Genomic DNA, 17,356 nt, shown 5'->3' with positions numbered 1-17,356 from the left:
TCCAGAATCAGGAAATTGAGCGGGCGCGCACCCGGGACGGGTATAACAGCATCGGCTTACCCCCGGACGGAGGATTCAGTGAGTAAATCTCGAAGATCTTACACGAACTGGCTTTCGTATCCCCCCGATGGGACACGCTGACATCGAGCCGGTAGACGCTCGGGCCAAGCACGATTGATGCCATGCCGAAGGCCACCCGTATCTTTCCATCGCGATGATAATCGCGTGCGTCGACGGCGTAATCAAGCATGACCGATCCATCGAGCCGCGTGATCACGCAACGCACCCGGGTCGTATCGTCGCATTCGGCTACGGCGAAGATTGTCCGGAGGGAGGCAGTCTGCCCTGCCATCAGCAAGGTGCGATCGGCTTCGTCTTCATGCGTAGCATGCAACAACTCGACCCGCCAGCCCGGACCGGCCGAGAAATCCTGCATTTCGCGCTTGAAGCGCTCCAGCAACCGCGCTTCATCCTCACCGCGCACCGCATCGAGATAGGCCTTCGTCACCGTTTTCGACGGCCCGTCCATCACGATCTTTCCGCCATCGATCCAGATGCACCGATCGCACATGTCACTGATCGCTTTCATCGAGTGCGACACGATAATGACGATCTTGCCCGTATTGCAGATTTCCCGGATCTTGGCCGTGGCCTTCTTGCCGAATTGCGCATCGCCGGCGGAGAGCGCTTCGTCGATGATCAGTATCTCGGGCTCGATGCAGCTGATCATCGCGAACGCCAGGCGCGATTTCATGCCGGTCGAGTAGGTCCGCACGGGCAGGTCGATGAACTCGCCGAGTTCCGCAAATGCCACGATCTGGTCGATGACAGCGTCGATCTCAGCTCGGCTCTTGCCCTGGATCTCGCCGTCAATGTAGATATTGTCGCGTCCCGATGCGTGCTCGCGCAGCCCGAGCCCCAACGTCATAATGGCCGTCACCTTGCCATTGACTTCGACACTGCCCGACGTCGGATTCGACAATCCGGCAATCATGTGCAGCAGAGTCGACTTGCCCGCGCCGTTGCGGCCAATGATGCCGACCCGCTCGCCCTGCGTGATGTGCAGATCGACATGATCGACAGCGAGCTTGTACTCGCCTTCCGGCTTCGTGTCGTCTGCGCCGGCTCCCACCAGCATCCGTTCGAGCATCTCGCCCGACTCGGAGTGAGCAAGCCGATATGCCTTGGTCAATGCTTTCAGACTGATATGCAGATCCATGACGCCAGATTCACCAGATAGTCGCATCGACGGCGACATTGACTGCCGTGGCAGAGGGGGTTCCGTCCACTTCAAGTTTCCATCCATTACCCGTCGTCCACCCGCGCGCATCGAACGATTCGGCTGCGCCGACGGGACCTTCCTGGTACCGGTTCAATGCGACGTTCAGCGAGTATTCGCCGGCCACCAGCGGCAGGCTGTCGATCTCAAGCATGACCTCGTGACGGCCGACGGTCTCGGCAACAAGGACATTGCTCTCGAGCATGAGGACTTCCCACCCGGTGCCGATGCGCATCATCTCTATCGAGTAGACAAACGCCACCCGGGCGGGTTCGTCCACCTCGATTTCAAAGCGTAACGTTGCATCGCACCCCGACGTCGCCCGGAACTCCATGCCATTGGTCTCGGCGAAGCGCGCAACCCGGGCGCTGGGAACCGGCAAACCGAGATACTTGACCACCACCGCGTCGCTCGCGCCGCTGTCGACGATGCGGCCGCGCCGCAAGATATGCGAATCCTCGCACAGGCGCAGGATTGCGACCCAGTCGTGCGTGACCAGAATGCCTGATGCACCGTTGAGCAACAGCTTGCGCATTCGGGACCAACATTTCGCCTGGAAGTGTTCGTCGCCCACGGACAACAACTCGTCGATCAGGAAGACGTCGTACTCGATCGCCGTCGCCGTCGCGAAATACAGGCGCGCGGCCATCCCGGCCGAATACGTCAGAACGCGGCGGTCAAAATCAGCCCCGAGTTCAGAGAAGGCCTCAATGTCTTCCAGCAAAGCGGCATGACGGTCGCGAGGCACGCCCATCAGCATGAAGTAGCGATGCGCGTACTCACGGCCAGTCAGATGGGGATTGCCTGTACCCCCCATTTCAAACAGGCCGCACACAGAGCCTTCGACCGAAATCGTGCCGATCGTCGGCTGGTAGACCCCGCCCAGCACGCGCAACAGCGTGCTCTTGCCGGCGCCATTATGTCCAAGGATACCGACGATCCTGCCTTTCGGCACCGACAGAGAAACGTCGGTCAATGCGGTGAAGGACTTGCCAACCGTCGGCAGTCCGACCATCAGACGCCAGACGTTGCCCTCTCGCTGCAATGGGAACGTCTTGCCGACATTGCGACATGTTAACGCAACACTCCGTTCCTGCGGCTCTAGCATGTGGTCTCTCCCCTGAACTCGGCGTTGCCGCGTAACAAGCTTTGATAAACCCTGTCGAAATGGACGGCCCCACTGTCCGCGGAATGCCATTTCACCGCGAACGCCCGGCTACGACGGCCGATTTCAGCCCGCTTTTCCGGGTTATCGAGGAGATCCTTGAGCACGTCATAGACCGTTTCCGGGGTCGCACTGACGACCGGCAGTTCATCGACATACTCGGGTATCTCGTCGCGCATGCTCTCCAGCCATTCTGGCCGCACGAAGCACACGAAAGGCTTGCCCAGCATCAATGCCTCGCGGCCATTTGCGCCGAAAAAACCGTAGGTTAGCATGTCCAGAACGATGTCCGCCTGCGCCTGGTAGAAGCGGATCTCCGTGTTGGGAACGTTGGAATACGAGAGCAGTTCGATCGGGTACCCCTCCTGCTTCAGGCGCTCGATGAGCGGCAGGTAGACATGCGTCGACTTGATATTGACGCCATTCTCATCCGTCCGCGTATCGAGATTGCCGACTGCGTGATAGAGCTTGATCGTGCCTTCCGGGAATTTCAGGCGAAAACGCTCGGGGATCACCAGATCGGGACGCCAAACGTCCGGATCGAGGCAGAAGAAACCCGGTGTCTCATGTACCCTCGGATCCATATTGCAGTCAGCGCGGTTTCCGCCGAGCGTGCACTGGTAGTCCGACACGGAATTACGAAACTGGCCCCACGCGAGGTTGCCCTCGTCGCTACAAACGTCGGGACGATTGCGCCATGGACAAATCGCGCAGACGGAATGGGGCCCCCATTTGCTGAAGGCGGTTTGTGACACGCCATCGAGACAGCCGGTGTGCGAGTAGGCAACCTTCTTCCCCAACTTGCGCAAGAGCTCGATTTCGGAGTGGATGCCGAAGCGATCCCGGAAATAAGCCTGCAAGGGATAGCTGTACGCAATCCCGCCCTTGTTGGAAAAATGAAAAATATCGTAATCGAGAATCGAGCGCAAATAGAAAGCCAATTGATCCTGCACGTCGTCATCGGCCTTGAATCTGTAATCGTCACCGTGGTAATAGATTGCGGAAGATTCGTTAGTGTCCCAGTTGAGCACATCAGCTTTCCAGCCGAGCTTGCGTAGCGATCTGGAAAGGTACCAGGCGTGATAGTAGGAATGCCCCACGTAAAGAACTGCCTTACGTGGAAAACACTTCACTCGCAGTCGAAAAATTGGCCCAATGAGCCAATCGATCAAAATTCGATGGTGTTTACGAAAAAAATCACTCAAAAAAAGACGCTTCAACATCCTGTATTCCACATTTTCACAAACGCCGGCGCGCCATGCTTATCCATGCCATCCACAATCCTACTGGCTGTTACCCACACCAAGCATTCCCCGTACGCCCGCGACACCGCAATGCATCAATGCATCCATCGTCGATAACCCAGGCTGAAATGACGAAGCCTTGCCCTGCGAATATGTTGGGTGCTCGAAATTCTGATACACCAACTCGATGCCTGCAGCCCGGAATGCCTCATCATCCTGATAGCCGGATGCGCCTCCCCCGCAAAGATAAACGCTTGCGCCGACGGCTTCGCACATTTGAATCAACAAGGCCGTGGCACTGCCATCGACATGAAGCGAGGAGCCTCGGCGCAGTTTCCCAGCGTCCAACCCAAGCAGCGTGCAGGTACCCACAATCGCATTGATATTGTATTCCGCAATGTTATCCGTTTCGAACATCAGCAACCGCTCAATAGCCGGAAATACCTCAGCAAAATGCAATGTCTTGCCATATTGCATGACGATGGAGCGGCGCAGCTTCTCTCTCCACGCTGTTTCTTCAGAGCTGAACTGCGAATCCCGAATCAGTCGCGTACCGTGAAATTTCCGATCTATCGGAGCCGTCGCCCAATATGAGCCGCCACCAGACAAAAGTTTCACGCGATTTATCCAGGTCCCCGCCTTTTTGGGAAACTGCACATTGTCCATCAGCAAAAATACATCCGCTTTTGCGATCTTGTCGAAATAACCGAGCCAAGGAAAGAAATTTGGCTGGTGAATTGCGCATATAAGGCGGCGGTTATCGCGCATTGTATTTTCCCAATTTCAGATGTGCACTTTGATTATGATTGCTGTCCGTTCCAATGGCGTATTAGCCGATAGGCTCGCTTTGCGTCAGCAATCGAGCGCACCGGCCGGTACGCTCCCACCGTGACATATAGAGTGACCGACGCGTGATCTCACTTGTCATCGCTGCCAAGATTGCTCCGCCCAAATGCCGAGAGCTGCGTCTCATACAACCGCCGCACTGCTTTCGCACGGCCCTCGATGCAGCGCTCGACGCGCTGGTGGGGGCTCATCGGCGTGTCCGTCCACCACTCGGGGTGGGTAAGCACTTGCAGCCGCGCAGGGTTGGCGAGGATAACATCCTCAAGCCGCCGATGTCGCCAGTACCCGTTGGAATCGGAGCAGTAGTCGATTCCCTGCCGTAAACAGGCCGCGTAGGTATTGACCAGGCCTGCGTAACGCAATTGGTCATGGGCCAACGACCACGCGTCCGGATTATGGAAAGAGAACGCTCCAACCGGTACGTCGAAATGGTTTGACAACCAATCCGCCTCGACGCGCAGCTGTGACAGGAAGGTATCCTCCGAACCAGCGTCATGATAGTCGCAGTCGAAGTGCAAGCCGATATCGTGCCCCATCCGCGCGATGTCTCGAATCCGATCGCTGATCTCGCGTTCGAACACATTATAGAAGTGCGAATGGATCCACAAGAAGTAGGTCGCACGTACACCTTCTTCGTGTTCGATGGTTGCCAGCCGGTGCGCGGCGTGCACCGACATGTCGATGTCATGACGCCAGAGGACGAACGGCGGTTGCGCCAACGCCAGATCGTCACCATAGCCCTGAAAGACGTAGCGATCACGCGCTAGCCGCAGCAAGCGGCGATAGTTTTCGCGCGTGAAGTCGGCATAATCGTGTTGATCGGATGCACTCATTTCACGGACTCTGCCTCAAAGACGTCCGCCCAACCGACCGTCGGGATATCCACTCCAGCGTCGCGCAGTTGCGCTACGATCGCGTCCTGGAAGCTCCGGGTTGCAATGAACAGCCGGGCCGGTGGGCGTGAGACCAGTCCGGCGAAGTTCTCGATCGGCACAGGAACGCCGGGAAAGAACTGACCGGTCATGCGAGAGTTGTCGTCGAAAAAACGGAGTCGGGACAACACCGACGCATTGAGTGTAGACAGCAGATTCACCACGCGCCCGGGCACATAGAGTCCGATCTCGCCATCGGTACTGCTCAGCACATCCGTCATACGCGCGGCAGCCGCGCCTGCACGTTCGCGAAACTGCCGGAACAGCATAGCATCTGGCTTGTCGGCGACGGCTTCGACACCGTGTCCCAGGCGACAGCGACTGTACAGGCTGCCACCGAAGCCTGAGTTGGAGACTTCCGCGCCCAGGCCGGCACGCGCCAGCACGCCCGCCAGCGTATCTGCGGTGAAATAGCACCAGTGTTCGTGCAGCAGGCAGGAGATGTCTCCCCGGCGCAGATAGGGCTCGCAATCCGGGACGGCAATGTATGCCACGCCGTCCGTCGCCAATTGTGCGGCGACCTGCCGCATGAATTGCACCGGATCGACGATATGCTCGACTACACCATATGCGATGATCACGTCGAACTTCGCATCCACGTCTGGGTGCGGAAAGAATCCGTGGATAATCGGCACTCCATGGCGTTTTGCACCGTCTTGACCCTGTTCGCCAGGCTCGATGCCGGTCACCTCCGCACCCAGATCGCGCAAGCGCGACAGCAGATAACCCGTGCCACAGCCGATCTCGAGGATGCGCTTGCCAGCCAACGGGCCCTCGCCGCGCTCGATGAACGCCAGAAAATCGTCGGCATAGAAGCGGCCAATCCCTTCCGCCTCCATCATGCCGGATATCTCGGAGCCATGCAGATAACCAGCGCTCAGCGCTTGATCGACTTCCGGACGCCAGCGCTGGCGCACCAGCCCGTCGTCAGGATCAAATTCGAGTTCGAATGGCAGCTTGTCCGGCAACCCCTGCGCCGCGTTGGTGGGATTCGGTTGACACGTGTAAAAGAAAGGCAGCGAGCCCACTGCCCAGGACTCGACGCGGTTCATTGGCCCGCCTCCCGATTCCGGTCCAGCAGATTGTCTGGCATCAGCACTTCGGCCAGGCCGCGCACGACGCGGCCCGACCGATAAGGGAAACGCGGCGCGATCGATTCGCCGAGAACGTGCTTGCGGATCAGCACGTCCGGCTCGTTATAGCCGACCATCGCGCGCAGCGACGTGGTTCCCGAAAAACGCGGATTGATCTCGAAGACATACACTTTGCCGTTCGCATAACGGCACTGGATATTGACGGCACCGCGGCAACCAAGCGCAGTGGCCAGCCGCTCACACACGCCCGTGACTTCAGGGAATGGCCCAACCTCGCCCTGCGACACGCCACTGCTGATTGCCAGAATGTCACCCAAGGCGGGATTGCCAGTGCGGTTCTTTACGCGGATACGATTGCTCAGTCCAGAGAGGATCATGCGGCGCACCGCGATCGAGTTTAGCAGCGCACCGTCCATGTCACACAGAACGCCGACGGTGAACTCCGAATCCGTGTCACCGACGTACTCCTGGACGATGTATGTGCCGATCGTCTGGAACAGACATGTGCCCAGGAAATTCAGTTCCGCTCGATCCTGTGCGAGAAAAATATTGTTCGACCCGCCGCCGCCCACGGACGGCTTGAGCACCGCCGGGAAAAAGTCCACTTGCTCGAGGTCCGAGAGTTGCTCGATCGCGATCGTGCGCGGCACGTCGAAACCATTGTCGAGCAACCAGGCAGAAGTCGCCGCCTTGTCCATGCACAGATCGATCACGCTAGCGGGATTGATAGGCAGGAAGATACCCTGGCCGACAATCCGGTCACGCTGGGCACTCATCGCCTTCAGTTCGGGCTCGCTGCCGTGGAACAACGCCTTGACGTCATGCCGCGCGCAGATCTTCAGGACCTCGTCGATATAGCGCGGGTCGGTCGCCGGGGGCAGCAGGTAGGGTACGTCAACTTCCGCTAACCCCATGCTGTAGGGATTCATGTCGCCGCCGATCACGTAGAAAGGCGTCCGGGCCAGCCGAAGCGCCTTCAGGATCTGTTCCCCGTGACCGCCACCGCCGACGCCGGTGACCATGACTGCAATCTTTTCCATCGTTTACTCTTTGTCAGCTTGAATGCCGCGTGACCACACACTGTATATGGAAGAATGCAACTCCGGATAGCGACTGCGGAGTTGCGCCAGATCCACTTCGAGGCGGACCAGTTCGATGTTGCCGGCCGGCGCGTCAAAGACGGCAAACGATGGCCGCCCGATGTCGCGGGGCAACCCGCACGAACCGGTATTGCACACATGGACATCACCTACGCGCCGGACGAACGCGTGATGGGTATGGCCCATGAATACCGCGTCAAACGGCAACGACGCGAAACGCGAAAGGTCGGCGTCCGGGTAGACGTACTCGGTCAAAGGCTGCCATGGCGAACCGTGGACCATCAGGAGCCGCGTGGCGCCGATCGTTTCCGTGGCGTAGGGCAGCCACCCCTGAATCTTCCGCATTAACCCCGCCGGCATCCGACTGCGTTGCTCGGCGAGTCGATACACCTGATCCTTGGCATCCGGCAACGGCAGTTGCCCTAGCAGCATTGCCTCGTGATTCCCCATCAGGCACTCGGCACCGGCATCCTGCAGCCGTTCCGCACAAGCGGCGCCATCCGGAAAGTAGCCAAATACGTCGCCGAGACAGATGATGCGGTCGCACTGCCTGGCGGCGATTTCTGCCAGGCAAGCTTCGAGCACGGGCAGGTTGCCGTGAATGTCAGAAATGATCGCGAGACGCATGTTTCTCCTCCCGCAACGACCGAGCCCAGTCGGCGATGCCCGTTTCGAGCGAAATCACCGGACTCCAGCCCAGTTGCGTACCTGCTTGCGCCAGGTCAAACCGCGCACGCACACCATCCTGCGGGTCTGGCTGATCGGTGCCGCAGACTTCGACAGCCCCATTGGACACGACGCGGCTGACGAGCAACGCGAGCTCCCTCATCGTGACCGGTCGCCCGCCCGACGCGTTGAAGACACCCGTCACGTCACCGCGCGCCACCGCATGCAGGATCAGCGCGGCGAGATCGTCGACGTGCAGGAAGTCCTGCTCACGCGTCCCGCTGCCAAAAAATCCGATGGCCTGCCCCGCAATCGCACGCTCGATGAAGATGCGCATGACGGTTCGGGAACGCTGTCCCACGCCATAGGGAGCGCAGATCCGTAGTATCGCATTTGACGGGACATGAGCCATGATCTCCCGCTCGGCCCAAACCTTCTCCGCGATGTAGCCTTCGTGAGGCGCCAGTTCGTGTGCCTCGCCTACTGGCGTGGCTTCGAGCAACGATCCATAGACCGCCGTCCCTGAGCAGTATACAAGCCGCACACCATGCGCTGCACAGAACTCGATGGCCGAGTGGTCGATCGCGCGATTGACTTCCGCCACGCGCTGCGAGTCATGTCCCTCGAAAGCCGTCGGCAGGGATGCCGCACAGTGCACGAGCGTGGACACCGGAAGAAGCGCCCGCAAGCCGTCAACAGCGTGCGGCGTGCTCAGATCCAGGACGACCTGCTGTCCCGCCGTACAAGGCAACGCAGCCGGTACGCGCACGACGTCCACGACCTCATAACCCTGCCGGCGCAGTGCCGCTGAGGCATGCGCACCGATCAACCCAGCTGCCCCGGTGACGACAATGCGCTCCGTCATGACGCCACCTGCACATGGCCACCGGCGCCGGCGTCGAGGAATTGTTCGAGCCAGGCATCGACGTTCAACAACGACCAGATCAACAGGCGCCGGTTTTTCTCGCCAGACAGATGTTCATTTACCAATTTATGAACGGCGCCGGGATCCATGACTTCGTAAATCCGGGCATCGTCGCGGAGCAGCTTGCGCTTTACGAAGTCAATGCTCTCGCCCTTGAACCAGCTCGCGTCTGGCGCGGAAAAGCCTTGCTTGGCCGCCTTGACCACGTCCGCGGGAATATGCCGCTGCATGGCGTCACGCAGGATCTGCTTGCCGTCGTGCGTGCGTTCAAAGTAAATCTGGCTCTTCTGGCCTGGCTCGTTCTCGTTGAGCTTGACGACGTCAGCAAGGTTGTTCAACTTCAAGTGCACGGGACAACGCATCGCGAAGTCCACCAGATCGTTATCGAGAAATGGCACGCGCGATTCCAGTCCGTGCGCCATGCTCAGTTTGTCCTCGACTACCAGCAATCCATGCAGGAAGGTCTTCGCCTCGAAATACAGGGAGTGATTGATGTAATCTTCCGGCGAATACAATTGGTCGGCATGGTGCTTGAACACGCCGGCGAAGATGTCGCGCGTCCAGACATGCTCGACGTCGCGCCAGATCGGCGCAAACACGCTCTTCAATGCGGAATTCGGAATCAGCCGCTGCCAGAACTGGTAATACTTGTCGACGTAATGCTCGAAGTCGTCGTTAACGACGGCCCGGTAGTAGCGCCAGGGATACCCTCCGAAAAGCTCGTCGCCGGCGGCGCCGGACAATACGACTTTGACGAACTTTGACGCCAGCTTCGCCGCATAATAATTCGGATAGCTTTGCCCGACGCGCGGCTCCTCGAGGTGCCACGCGAGTTTCGGCAGCACACGTTCCATGTCGCCCGCCTTCAGCACCATCTCGTAGTGCTCGGTGCGGAAATGGTACGACATGTACTCAGCCTTGCTGCGCTCGTCGAAAGCCAGCTCGATCCCTGAGGCGGAGTTCAGGTCGAAGCCGCAAGTGAAGGTCTTGATGTACGGATACGACTGCGCGGCGATCGCGGTAATGGAACCTGAGTCCATGCCGCCACTCAGGTAGCTGCCGAGTTCGACGTCAGTGACCAGTTGCCGATTGACCGCCTGACGGAAAAGGCGGTCCAGCTCCTCCCTGTACTCCTCGTCGCGCAGCGGCCGCTCTGGTTCGCGGAAATCGAAATCCCAGTACTGCGTGAGCCGCAGCGCCGGACGCAAAGCGCCAAGGTCGAGCACCCCATAGTAGCCGGCGGGCAGGATGTTGATATCCTGGAGCAGCGTACCGCTCGAGAAGATGTTCTGGAACGTGAAATACTCGAGCAATGCCGGCTTGTCGAGCACGCGACGGAATCCCGGCAGGGCAAGAATGGCCTTCTGCTCCGAGCCGAAGGAAAAGGTACCGCCCTGTGTAGCGTAGTAAAGCGGCTTCACGCCATAGCGGTCACGCGCCAGCAGCAGCGTTCGTGCCTGCCGGTCCCACAGCGCGAACGCGAACATGCCATTGAACCGTGCGAGCGCCTTGTCCACGCCCCATGTCGTCACCGCTGCCAGCAGCACCTCGGTGTCACTGCGGGAGCGAAACCGGACGCCCTGCTTCTCCAGCTCGACGCGCAATTCGCGGTAATTATAGAGCTCACCGTTGTATGTCACGACGTACCGTGCGTCCATTGACACCATTGGCTGATGGCCGCCCGGCGACAGGTCGATGATTGCCAGGCGCCGATGCCCCAGGCCAACATTGCCCTCGACCCAAAACCCTTCGCCGTCCGGCCCGCGGTGCGCGATCGCATCCGCCATGCCCTTGAGGACGTCAAGAGGCACGGCCTTGCCGTCAATGTGGATCAAGCCTGTAATACCGCACATACTGTCGGGTAGCGCGCCTCGTTCGGGCGCCTCTGTGTCGCCGGTCGGGTCAACCGGCACCTTCATAGTGGAGACCGCGCCCGTCTGGCGACGGGCGCGGCGCAATCAATGACGCAAACTCAGCGATTCAAAMCAAGAATCGCGTCGACGACGTAATGGTAGTCGTCAGCGGTCATTCGGTTGTGCAGGGGGATCGCCATCGTCTGGTCGTTACAGTCGCGTGCCGCCGGAAAATCCTCCGGACTGTAGCCAAAGCGGTCCCGATAGTAGTTCAGCATATGGACCGCGTGCGTGCCGGGGCGCGTGGCGATGCCCAAGGCCTGCAAGCGCTGCATGATCTCGTTGCGCGGCAACGGCGCGCGCTCGGCATCGACCCACGTGACATAGGATTGCCATCCATGGCGCGCACCGGCCGGTGCCTGCGGCAAGCGCAGCCACTCGACGCCAGCCAACTCCGTGCGGTAGAACTCGGCCCAGCGCGCGCGCTCGTCGATGAACGCGTCAAGCTTGCCGAGCTGCACCACGCCGACAGCGCCTTGCAGGTCTGTCATCCGATAGTTGTAGCCCAACATGTCGAAATCAGGCAGCAGCCACGGCCGCGGGCCATGGTGACGCTGTTCTTCCGAGATCGCGGCGCCATGGTTGCGCATCTGGTTCATGCGCTCTGCCAACTCCCCGTCCTGCGTCGTCACCATGCCGCCTTCGCCGGTGGTGACCGACTTGCGGGGATGGAACGAGAACACGCCGATCGTGCCGAGACTGCCAGCCGGGCGCCCGGCCCAGGCGGCGCCTGCGGCACAGGCCGCATCCTCGACAATCGCCACGGATGCGGGCAGCACCGCGCGCAGTGCGTCGATATCCGCACACAAACCGAACAGGTGGACCGCGATCACCGCGCGCGTGCGCGCTGTCACCTTGGTCGCAACCGCCGCGATGTCGAGATTGAAGTTCTCGCGGCTCACGTCGACGAATACCGGCGTGGCACCGCAATACAGGACGGCATTGGCCGTGGCGACCCACGTGAAGGCGGGGACGATGACCTCGTCACCCGGCCCGATACCGAGCCCGGCCAGCGCGAGATGCAAGCCGGTCGTGCACGACGTGACGGCGAGCGCGTGCGCCACCTGGTGACGCTCGGCGAACAGCTTCTCGAACGCCGCGACTTTGGGACCCTGCGTCAGCCAGCCGCTCATCAGCGGTTCGCGAACGGCCTGCCACTCTTCTTCGCCGGTGCTCGGCAGCGAAATGGCGATGTTGCGAACCGGCTTGTTTGCGCTCACTCTTCACCCCCGTGCTGCGCACGCCAATCGATCAGTCTTTGCAACCCTTCGCGCAGGTCGTACTTGAAGGTGAAGTCCAGGTCGTGCGCGGCCTTCTTGGGACAGCCGATGCGGTTCTGCACCATGCGGCGCGCATCGTCCGCGCTGTACGGCCGGTACTCGACCTTCAGCGACGACTGGCGCATCTCGAGAATCGTGTCGCACAGTTCCTTGATGGAGGTCTGGACGCCCGTGCCGACGTTGTAGAACTCGTCGGTCACCTCGGCTTCCAGGGCCAGCACATTGCAGCGCGCGACATCCTCGACGTAGATGAAATCGTAGGCTTGCGTGCCGTCGCCATTGATGACCGGCGGCTCGTTCGCGTCGATCTTGTTGAGCATGATCGGGATCACGCCGGTGTAGGCCGCGGTCTGGTCCTGGTGCGGGCCGTACACGTTCATGTACCGCATGCCGACGTAGCTCAGCCCGTAGCGATCGTGGAACGCATGACACATGGCTTCGCCGGCGATCTTGCTCGCGCCATAGAAGTTCCGATTGTTGAACGGGTGCTCTTCCGTCATCGGCACTTCGACAGCATCGCCGTATACCGATGCCGAGGAGGAATACACGAGGCGCTTAATGTTGTTCTTCACGCACGCTTCGAGCACATTGAACGTACCCTCGATGTTCACGTGGAACGCAGTGCGCGGGAAATCCTTGCAATGCAGCAGCCACATGGCCGCCAGGTGAATCACGCCGTCCATGCCCTGCATGGCGTCGTTCAGAAGGTCGATGTCACGAATATCACCGCCGTTCGGATAGAGGCGACAACGCGGATCCGCAAGATATTCGGCAATATTGCTCTGTTTTCCACGCGCAAAATTGTCATAGATGACAACCTCTGCGACATCGTGTTTCAGCAATTCGGCAACGACAAAGCTGCCGATGAAACCGGCACCGCCCACGACCAGGATTTTCGAACCTGAAAGCTTCATGAAATCTGCCTCAAGGCATGAATCAGAAAGGCATGATCTTAACAGAAACGACGGGCCGCCTGAGCCGACGCCCCCTCTCCACGAGGCGCAGCCGTCATTCGCGGCGCCGCGGCTGGCGTCGCAACGGTCAAACCCTTAGAATGTCGCGAGTATCTCTCTTCTGAATCTAACAGGCCAACATGCTGCGCGGTGAACGTGTCGAACTGACGGAAATACGTCCGGAGGACAAGGAGGCGCTTTTCCGCTGGATCAACGACGCGGAGACAGTGCGCTTCAATGCGACCTACCGCCCCGTGGACTGGGAGAGCCACTGCCGGTGGTTCGACGAACTTGGGCGCTCGCCGTCCCGGGTCATCTTCGCCATTCGCCTGCGCGACCGGCCCGCGATCATCGGCACAGTGCAGTTGATCGACATTCACCCCGTGCACCGTTCGGCTGAGCTCATTATCCGGATCGGCGCCGAAGCCGATCGCGGCCAGGGCCTCGGGACCGAGGCGGTGAAGGTCGCCACGGCGTTCGCGCTCGATGACCTGAACCTGGTGCGCGTATGGCTGCGCGTGTTCGCGACCAACGCGCGCGCGGTCGCCGCGTACAGAAAGGCCGGCCTGACCGAGGAAGGCACGATGCGCAAGGCGGTCTTCAGCCAGGGCCAATGGCTCGACGAAATCATCATGGCCGTGATTCGATAGCAGCCCCCCGCGTTCGCCATACAGAATACCGATTCTGCCATCGCCAGCCGGTGCGAACACCGGGATCGCGCCTGCCGCCCTACCCCCATTTCCCGCATGAGTTGTCACGACATGCTCGTTACCGTTGTCTGTTTGTCTGTATTTCCACTTTCCCGGAGCTGACCGTATGAAAATCGTCACCGTTGTCGGCGCCCGCCCCCAGTTCATCAAGGCCGCCGCCCTGTCGCGCGCCATTCGCGACGTCGCGCACGACCGCCTTCAGGAGGTGCTCGTCCACACCGGCCAGCACTACGACAACAATATGTCGAAGGTTTTCTTCGACGAGCTTGACATCCCGCCGCCGGACCATCATCTCGAGATCTCCGGTGGCCAGCACGGTGCGATGACCGGCCGCATGCTCGAAGCCGTCGAAAGCGTACTGCTGCGCGAGCGGCCAGACTGGCTGCTGATCTATGGCGACACCAACTCCACGCTCGCCGGCGCGCTGGCGGCTGCCAAGTTGCACATCCCGGTCGCACACGTCGAGGCAGGTCTGCGCTCGTTCAATATGCGCATGCCCGAGGAAGTCAACCGTGTCCTCGCCGACCGTGTTTCCAGGCTGCTTTTTTGCCCGACCGACACGGCCGTGCGGAACCTGGCTGCGGAGGGCGTGCGCGCGGGCGTGCACAACGTCGGCGACGTCATGTATGACGTCGCGCTCTATAGCCGCGAGCGTGCACGGCTGGAAAGCCACATTCTGGCGACGCTGGGCCTGACCGCCGGCGAATACGCGCTGGCCACCTGCCATCGGGCGGAGAATACCGACTCGCCCGCCCGGCTCGGCGCCATTCTCGGCGGGCTGGCCGCCGTCGCGCGGACCCTGCCCGTCGTGCTGCCGTTGCATCCGCGCACGCGCAAGCTGATTGCCGAGCACGGGCTGGCCCACCATCTTGCGGCATTGACCGTCACCGACCCGCTGCCCTTCCTGGACATGGTGGCCCTCGAACAGGCCGCGCGCCTGATCCTGACCGATTCCGGCGGTGTGCAGAAGGAGGCGTTTTTCTATGGCGTGCCCTGCATCACCATGCGCGACGAAACGGAGTGGGTGGAAACCGTGGAACTCGGCTGGAACACGCTGACCGGCGCCTCGCACGACGCGATCGTCGCGGCGGCCGACGCTGCAATGACACGGCCGCCAGCGCCGACCGAGGTCGCACCCTATGGGCGCGGATGTGCTGCGCAAGACATCCTGGCGCATCTGCTGCAAACGAGCGCCTGACTATACATTTGTGCTTCGGGCGGGGCTCAGCCGCCCTCTCCAGCCCCGCGACCGGGCTCAGGCCCGGTTCGCCTCGACGGCCAGCGGATTCACCGTCATGCCGGCCGTTTCCTTGCCGCCGACGTCCATGCGCAAGGCCACGCCCATCAACAGGGCCCGGAGACTGTCGGCGCTACGCGCATCGATGCCCGCCCGCAGGCGCGCGAGCATCATGCGCAATTGCTCGGCCGTCAGGCACGGCTCGTCCGCCTTCATGATCTTCGGGTGATCCGTGGCGCTGGAGTTCGCGCTCGCGATCAACAGTTCTTCGTAAAGCTTCTCGCCAGGGCGCAAGCCCGTAATGGCAATCTCGATATCACCGTCGGGGTTGCGCTCGTCGAGCACCGAATGACCGGCCAGGCGGATCATGTTGCGGGCCAGGTCCAGGATCTTCACCGGCTCACCCATGTCGAGCAGGAACACTTCTCCCCCTTGCGCCAGGCTGCCCGCCTGGATCACGAGTTCGACCGCTTCGTGGATCGACATGAAATAGCGCGTCACTTCCTCGTGGGTTAGCGTAACCGGCCCGCCCTTCGCAATCTGCTCCTGGAACAGCGGGATCACCGAGCCACTCGAACCCAGCACATTGCCAAAACGCACGGCACAAAAACGCTGTCCGGTCTGCTCGTCACTCGCCCGTCGTGCGAATTCCTGCACGATCAATTCAGCGCAACGCTTGGTGGCACCCATGACGTTGGTCGGCCGCACCGCCTTGTCCGTCGAGATCAGGACGAAGGTCTCGACGCCCGCGTCGAACGCGGCCTCCGCCACGGCAAGCGTACCGAGTACGTTGTTGCGCGCTCCCTCGACCACATTCGCCTCGACCAGCGGCACGTGCTTGTGCGCGGCGGCGTGATAGATCGTCTCGATGCCGTGCTCGCTGATCAGCGCCTCGACCAGTGCGCGGTCCTCGACAGACCCGAGGCACGGCACGAGCGTACAGTCGGTCTGCTGGCTGATGTGGCGCTCCACCTGATAGAGCGTATGTTCGCATGCATCAAGCAATATCAGTGATTCCGGTGCCTGCGCGATGATCTGGTGACAGAGTTCAGAACCGATCGATCCGCCGGCGCCGGTCACCAGGACCCGCTTGCCCGTGATGCAGCGTCCCAGCAGTGTGCGATCGGCCCCCACCGGGTCACGCCCGAGCAGGTCGCTGATGCTGACTTCACGGACCATATTGACCAGATGCCGGCCGTTGGCAATGTCGACGACCGCCGGCAGGATGCGCACCCGTACCGGGAAGGTCTCCAGGAATGCAACCACCTCGTGGCGTCGCGCGTTCGAGGCGTTTGGCAACGTGACGATGACATCGCGGATATCGAATTGCTCGATCAGCTTCGGCAAGGCTTGCGGCGAGTAGACCCGCAGACCGCCGACATCCGTGCCCTGCAGCCCGGCTGCGTCGTCGATAAAGCCCGCCGGAAAGAAATCGCGCCCCTGCCCGAGCGACGCCGCCAACTGGCGGCCAGCATCACCGGCACCGTAAATCAATACCTGACGGCCCTTGAAACGTTCACGCACGGGGACCCATAGCAGCCAGCGAGCAAGGAACCGGCTGCCGCCGATGGTGAGCGTACCGAACATCCAGAACAGCAGCGGGACCGAACGCGGCATCCCCGTGTGGCCGGTCATTTCGGTCAGGAACGCCAACGCCGTCCAGAGCATGGTAGCGAACGTCATTGCCCGCACGGTCGCCCACATGGCGTACTCGCCCATATAGCGAATGACCGACCGGTACATGCCGCATTTGACGAAAACCGGCAAGGCCAGCACCGGCGCGGCGAGCAACAGCAGCATCTGCTGCGGGGTCGGCACGTACCACTGGCTCAAACGCAATGCGTAAGCCGCCCAGCCTGCGAACAACAGCAACACCACGTCGAACAGGATCATGATGGCCTGCTTGGTCGAGCGCGGCGCAGCCAATAGCCGATGTAGCGGCATCTTTCGTATTTCTATCACACTAGTGTCTCTTTAATAACTCGCCCTGCCTCGCCCAACGCCTGCTGGCG

The 17,356-nt window shown here is 60.8% G+C and carries 15 protein-coding genes; 2 read left to right on the top strand and 13 right to left on the bottom strand.

The window, feature by feature from the left end; translation table 11 throughout:
• Nucleotides 1-7: 7 nt before the first annotated feature.
• The 12 genes from AC1DQ3_RS07070 to AC1DQ3_RS07015 all read right to left on the bottom strand — a co-directional run bounded on the left by AC1DQ3_RS07070 (nucleotide 8) and on the right by AC1DQ3_RS07015 (nucleotide 13,358).
• Entirely contained in the window at nucleotides 8-1,219 is a 1,212-nt protein-coding gene (locus tag AC1DQ3_RS07070) for an ABC transporter ATP-binding protein (RefSeq protein WP_477119465.1), read from the bottom strand.
• 10 nt (nucleotides 1,220-1,229) lie between these two features.
• Nucleotides 1,230-2,387, bottom strand: coding sequence for an ABC transporter ATP-binding protein (locus AC1DQ3_RS07065; RefSeq protein WP_477119464.1), 1,158 nt, complete (start codon nucleotides 2,385-2,387; stop codon nucleotides 1,230-1,232).
• The gene (locus AC1DQ3_RS07060; RefSeq protein ID WP_477119463.1) at nucleotides 2,381-3,667 is read right to left on the bottom strand and encodes a glycosyltransferase; all 1,287 of its coding nucleotides are present in this window, start codon (nucleotides 3,665-3,667) and stop codon (nucleotides 2,381-2,383) included. Before AC1DQ3_RS07060 ends, AC1DQ3_RS07065 begins: the two co-directional genes overlap by 7 nt.
• Before the next feature lie 60 nt (nucleotides 3,668-3,727).
• Nucleotides 3,728-4,456: a WbqC family protein gene (locus AC1DQ3_RS07055; protein WP_477119462.1), complete on the bottom strand. Its 729-nt coding sequence runs from the start codon at nucleotides 4,454-4,456 to the stop codon at nucleotides 3,728-3,730.
• 149 nt (nucleotides 4,457-4,605) lie between these two features.
• A complete protein-coding gene (locus AC1DQ3_RS07050; protein ID WP_477119461.1) occupies nucleotides 4,606-5,367 on the bottom strand; it encodes a polysaccharide deacetylase family protein in 762 nt (253 codons plus the stop codon).
• Nucleotides 5,364-6,518, bottom strand: a complete 1,155-nt coding sequence (locus AC1DQ3_RS07045) for a class I SAM-dependent methyltransferase (protein WP_477119460.1) — start codon at nucleotides 6,516-6,518, stop codon at nucleotides 5,364-5,366. Before AC1DQ3_RS07045 ends, AC1DQ3_RS07050 begins: the two co-directional genes overlap by 4 nt.
• On the bottom strand, nucleotides 6,515-7,600 hold the full coding sequence (locus tag AC1DQ3_RS07040) for an ATP-grasp domain-containing protein (protein ID WP_477119459.1): 1,086 nt from the start codon (nucleotides 7,598-7,600) through the stop codon (nucleotides 6,515-6,517). The genes AC1DQ3_RS07045 and AC1DQ3_RS07040 overlap by 4 nt, the downstream gene beginning before the upstream one ends.
• A gap of 3 nt (nucleotides 7,601-7,603) precedes the next feature.
• Nucleotides 7,604-8,287 carry a metallophosphoesterase family protein gene (locus AC1DQ3_RS07035; protein ID WP_477119458.1) on the bottom strand — a complete coding sequence of 228 codons (684 nt, stop codon included), beginning with the start codon at nucleotides 8,285-8,287 and terminating at the stop codon, nucleotides 7,604-7,606.
• Nucleotides 8,265-9,191, bottom strand: coding sequence for an NAD-dependent epimerase/dehydratase family protein (locus tag AC1DQ3_RS07030; RefSeq protein ID WP_477119457.1), 927 nt, complete (start codon nucleotides 9,189-9,191; stop codon nucleotides 8,265-8,267). Before AC1DQ3_RS07030 ends, AC1DQ3_RS07035 begins: the two co-directional genes overlap by 23 nt.
• Nucleotides 9,188-11,104, bottom strand: coding sequence for an asparagine synthase (glutamine-hydrolyzing) (gene asnB, locus AC1DQ3_RS07025; protein WP_477119542.1), 1,917 nt, complete (start codon nucleotides 11,102-11,104; stop codon nucleotides 9,188-9,190). Before asnB ends, AC1DQ3_RS07030 begins: the two co-directional genes overlap by 4 nt.
• 119 nt (nucleotides 11,105-11,223) lie before the next feature.
• Nucleotides 11,224-12,384, bottom strand: coding sequence for a DegT/DnrJ/EryC1/StrS family aminotransferase (locus AC1DQ3_RS07020; RefSeq protein WP_477119456.1), 1,161 nt, complete (start codon nucleotides 12,382-12,384; stop codon nucleotides 11,224-11,226).
• Nucleotides 12,381-13,358, bottom strand: coding sequence for an NAD-dependent epimerase/dehydratase family protein (locus AC1DQ3_RS07015; RefSeq protein ID WP_477119455.1), 978 nt, complete (start codon nucleotides 13,356-13,358; stop codon nucleotides 12,381-12,383). The genes AC1DQ3_RS07020 and AC1DQ3_RS07015 overlap by 4 nt, the downstream gene beginning before the upstream one ends.
• Before the next feature lie 179 nt (nucleotides 13,359-13,537).
• Here AC1DQ3_RS07015 and AC1DQ3_RS07010 point away from each other — a divergent pair, with 179 nt between their 5' ends.
• Together AC1DQ3_RS07010 and wecB are read left to right on the top strand one after the other, a co-directional pair.
• Entirely contained in the window at nucleotides 13,538-14,047 is a 510-nt protein-coding gene (locus AC1DQ3_RS07010; RefSeq protein ID WP_477119454.1) for a GNAT family N-acetyltransferase, read from the top strand.
• A 166-nt stretch (nucleotides 14,048-14,213) separates the two neighbouring features.
• On the top strand, nucleotides 14,214-15,305 hold the full coding sequence (wecB, locus tag AC1DQ3_RS07005) for a non-hydrolyzing UDP-N-acetylglucosamine 2-epimerase (protein ID WP_477119453.1): 1,092 nt from the start codon (nucleotides 14,214-14,216) through the stop codon (nucleotides 15,303-15,305).
• A gap of 57 nt (nucleotides 15,306-15,362) precedes the next feature.
• On the opposite strand, the gene AC1DQ3_RS07000 is transcribed toward wecB, so the two are convergent.
• Nucleotides 15,363-17,237, bottom strand: a complete 1,875-nt coding sequence (locus AC1DQ3_RS07000) for a polysaccharide biosynthesis protein (protein WP_477119452.1) — start codon at nucleotides 17,235-17,237, stop codon at nucleotides 15,363-15,365.
• Nucleotides 17,238-17,356: the final 119 nt, after the last annotated feature.

This window comes from Cupriavidus sp. 01T418, from assembly GCF_056398885.1.
Note: the sequence above shows the minus strand (reverse complement) of the source record. Positions and strands in the feature narration are given on the sequence as shown.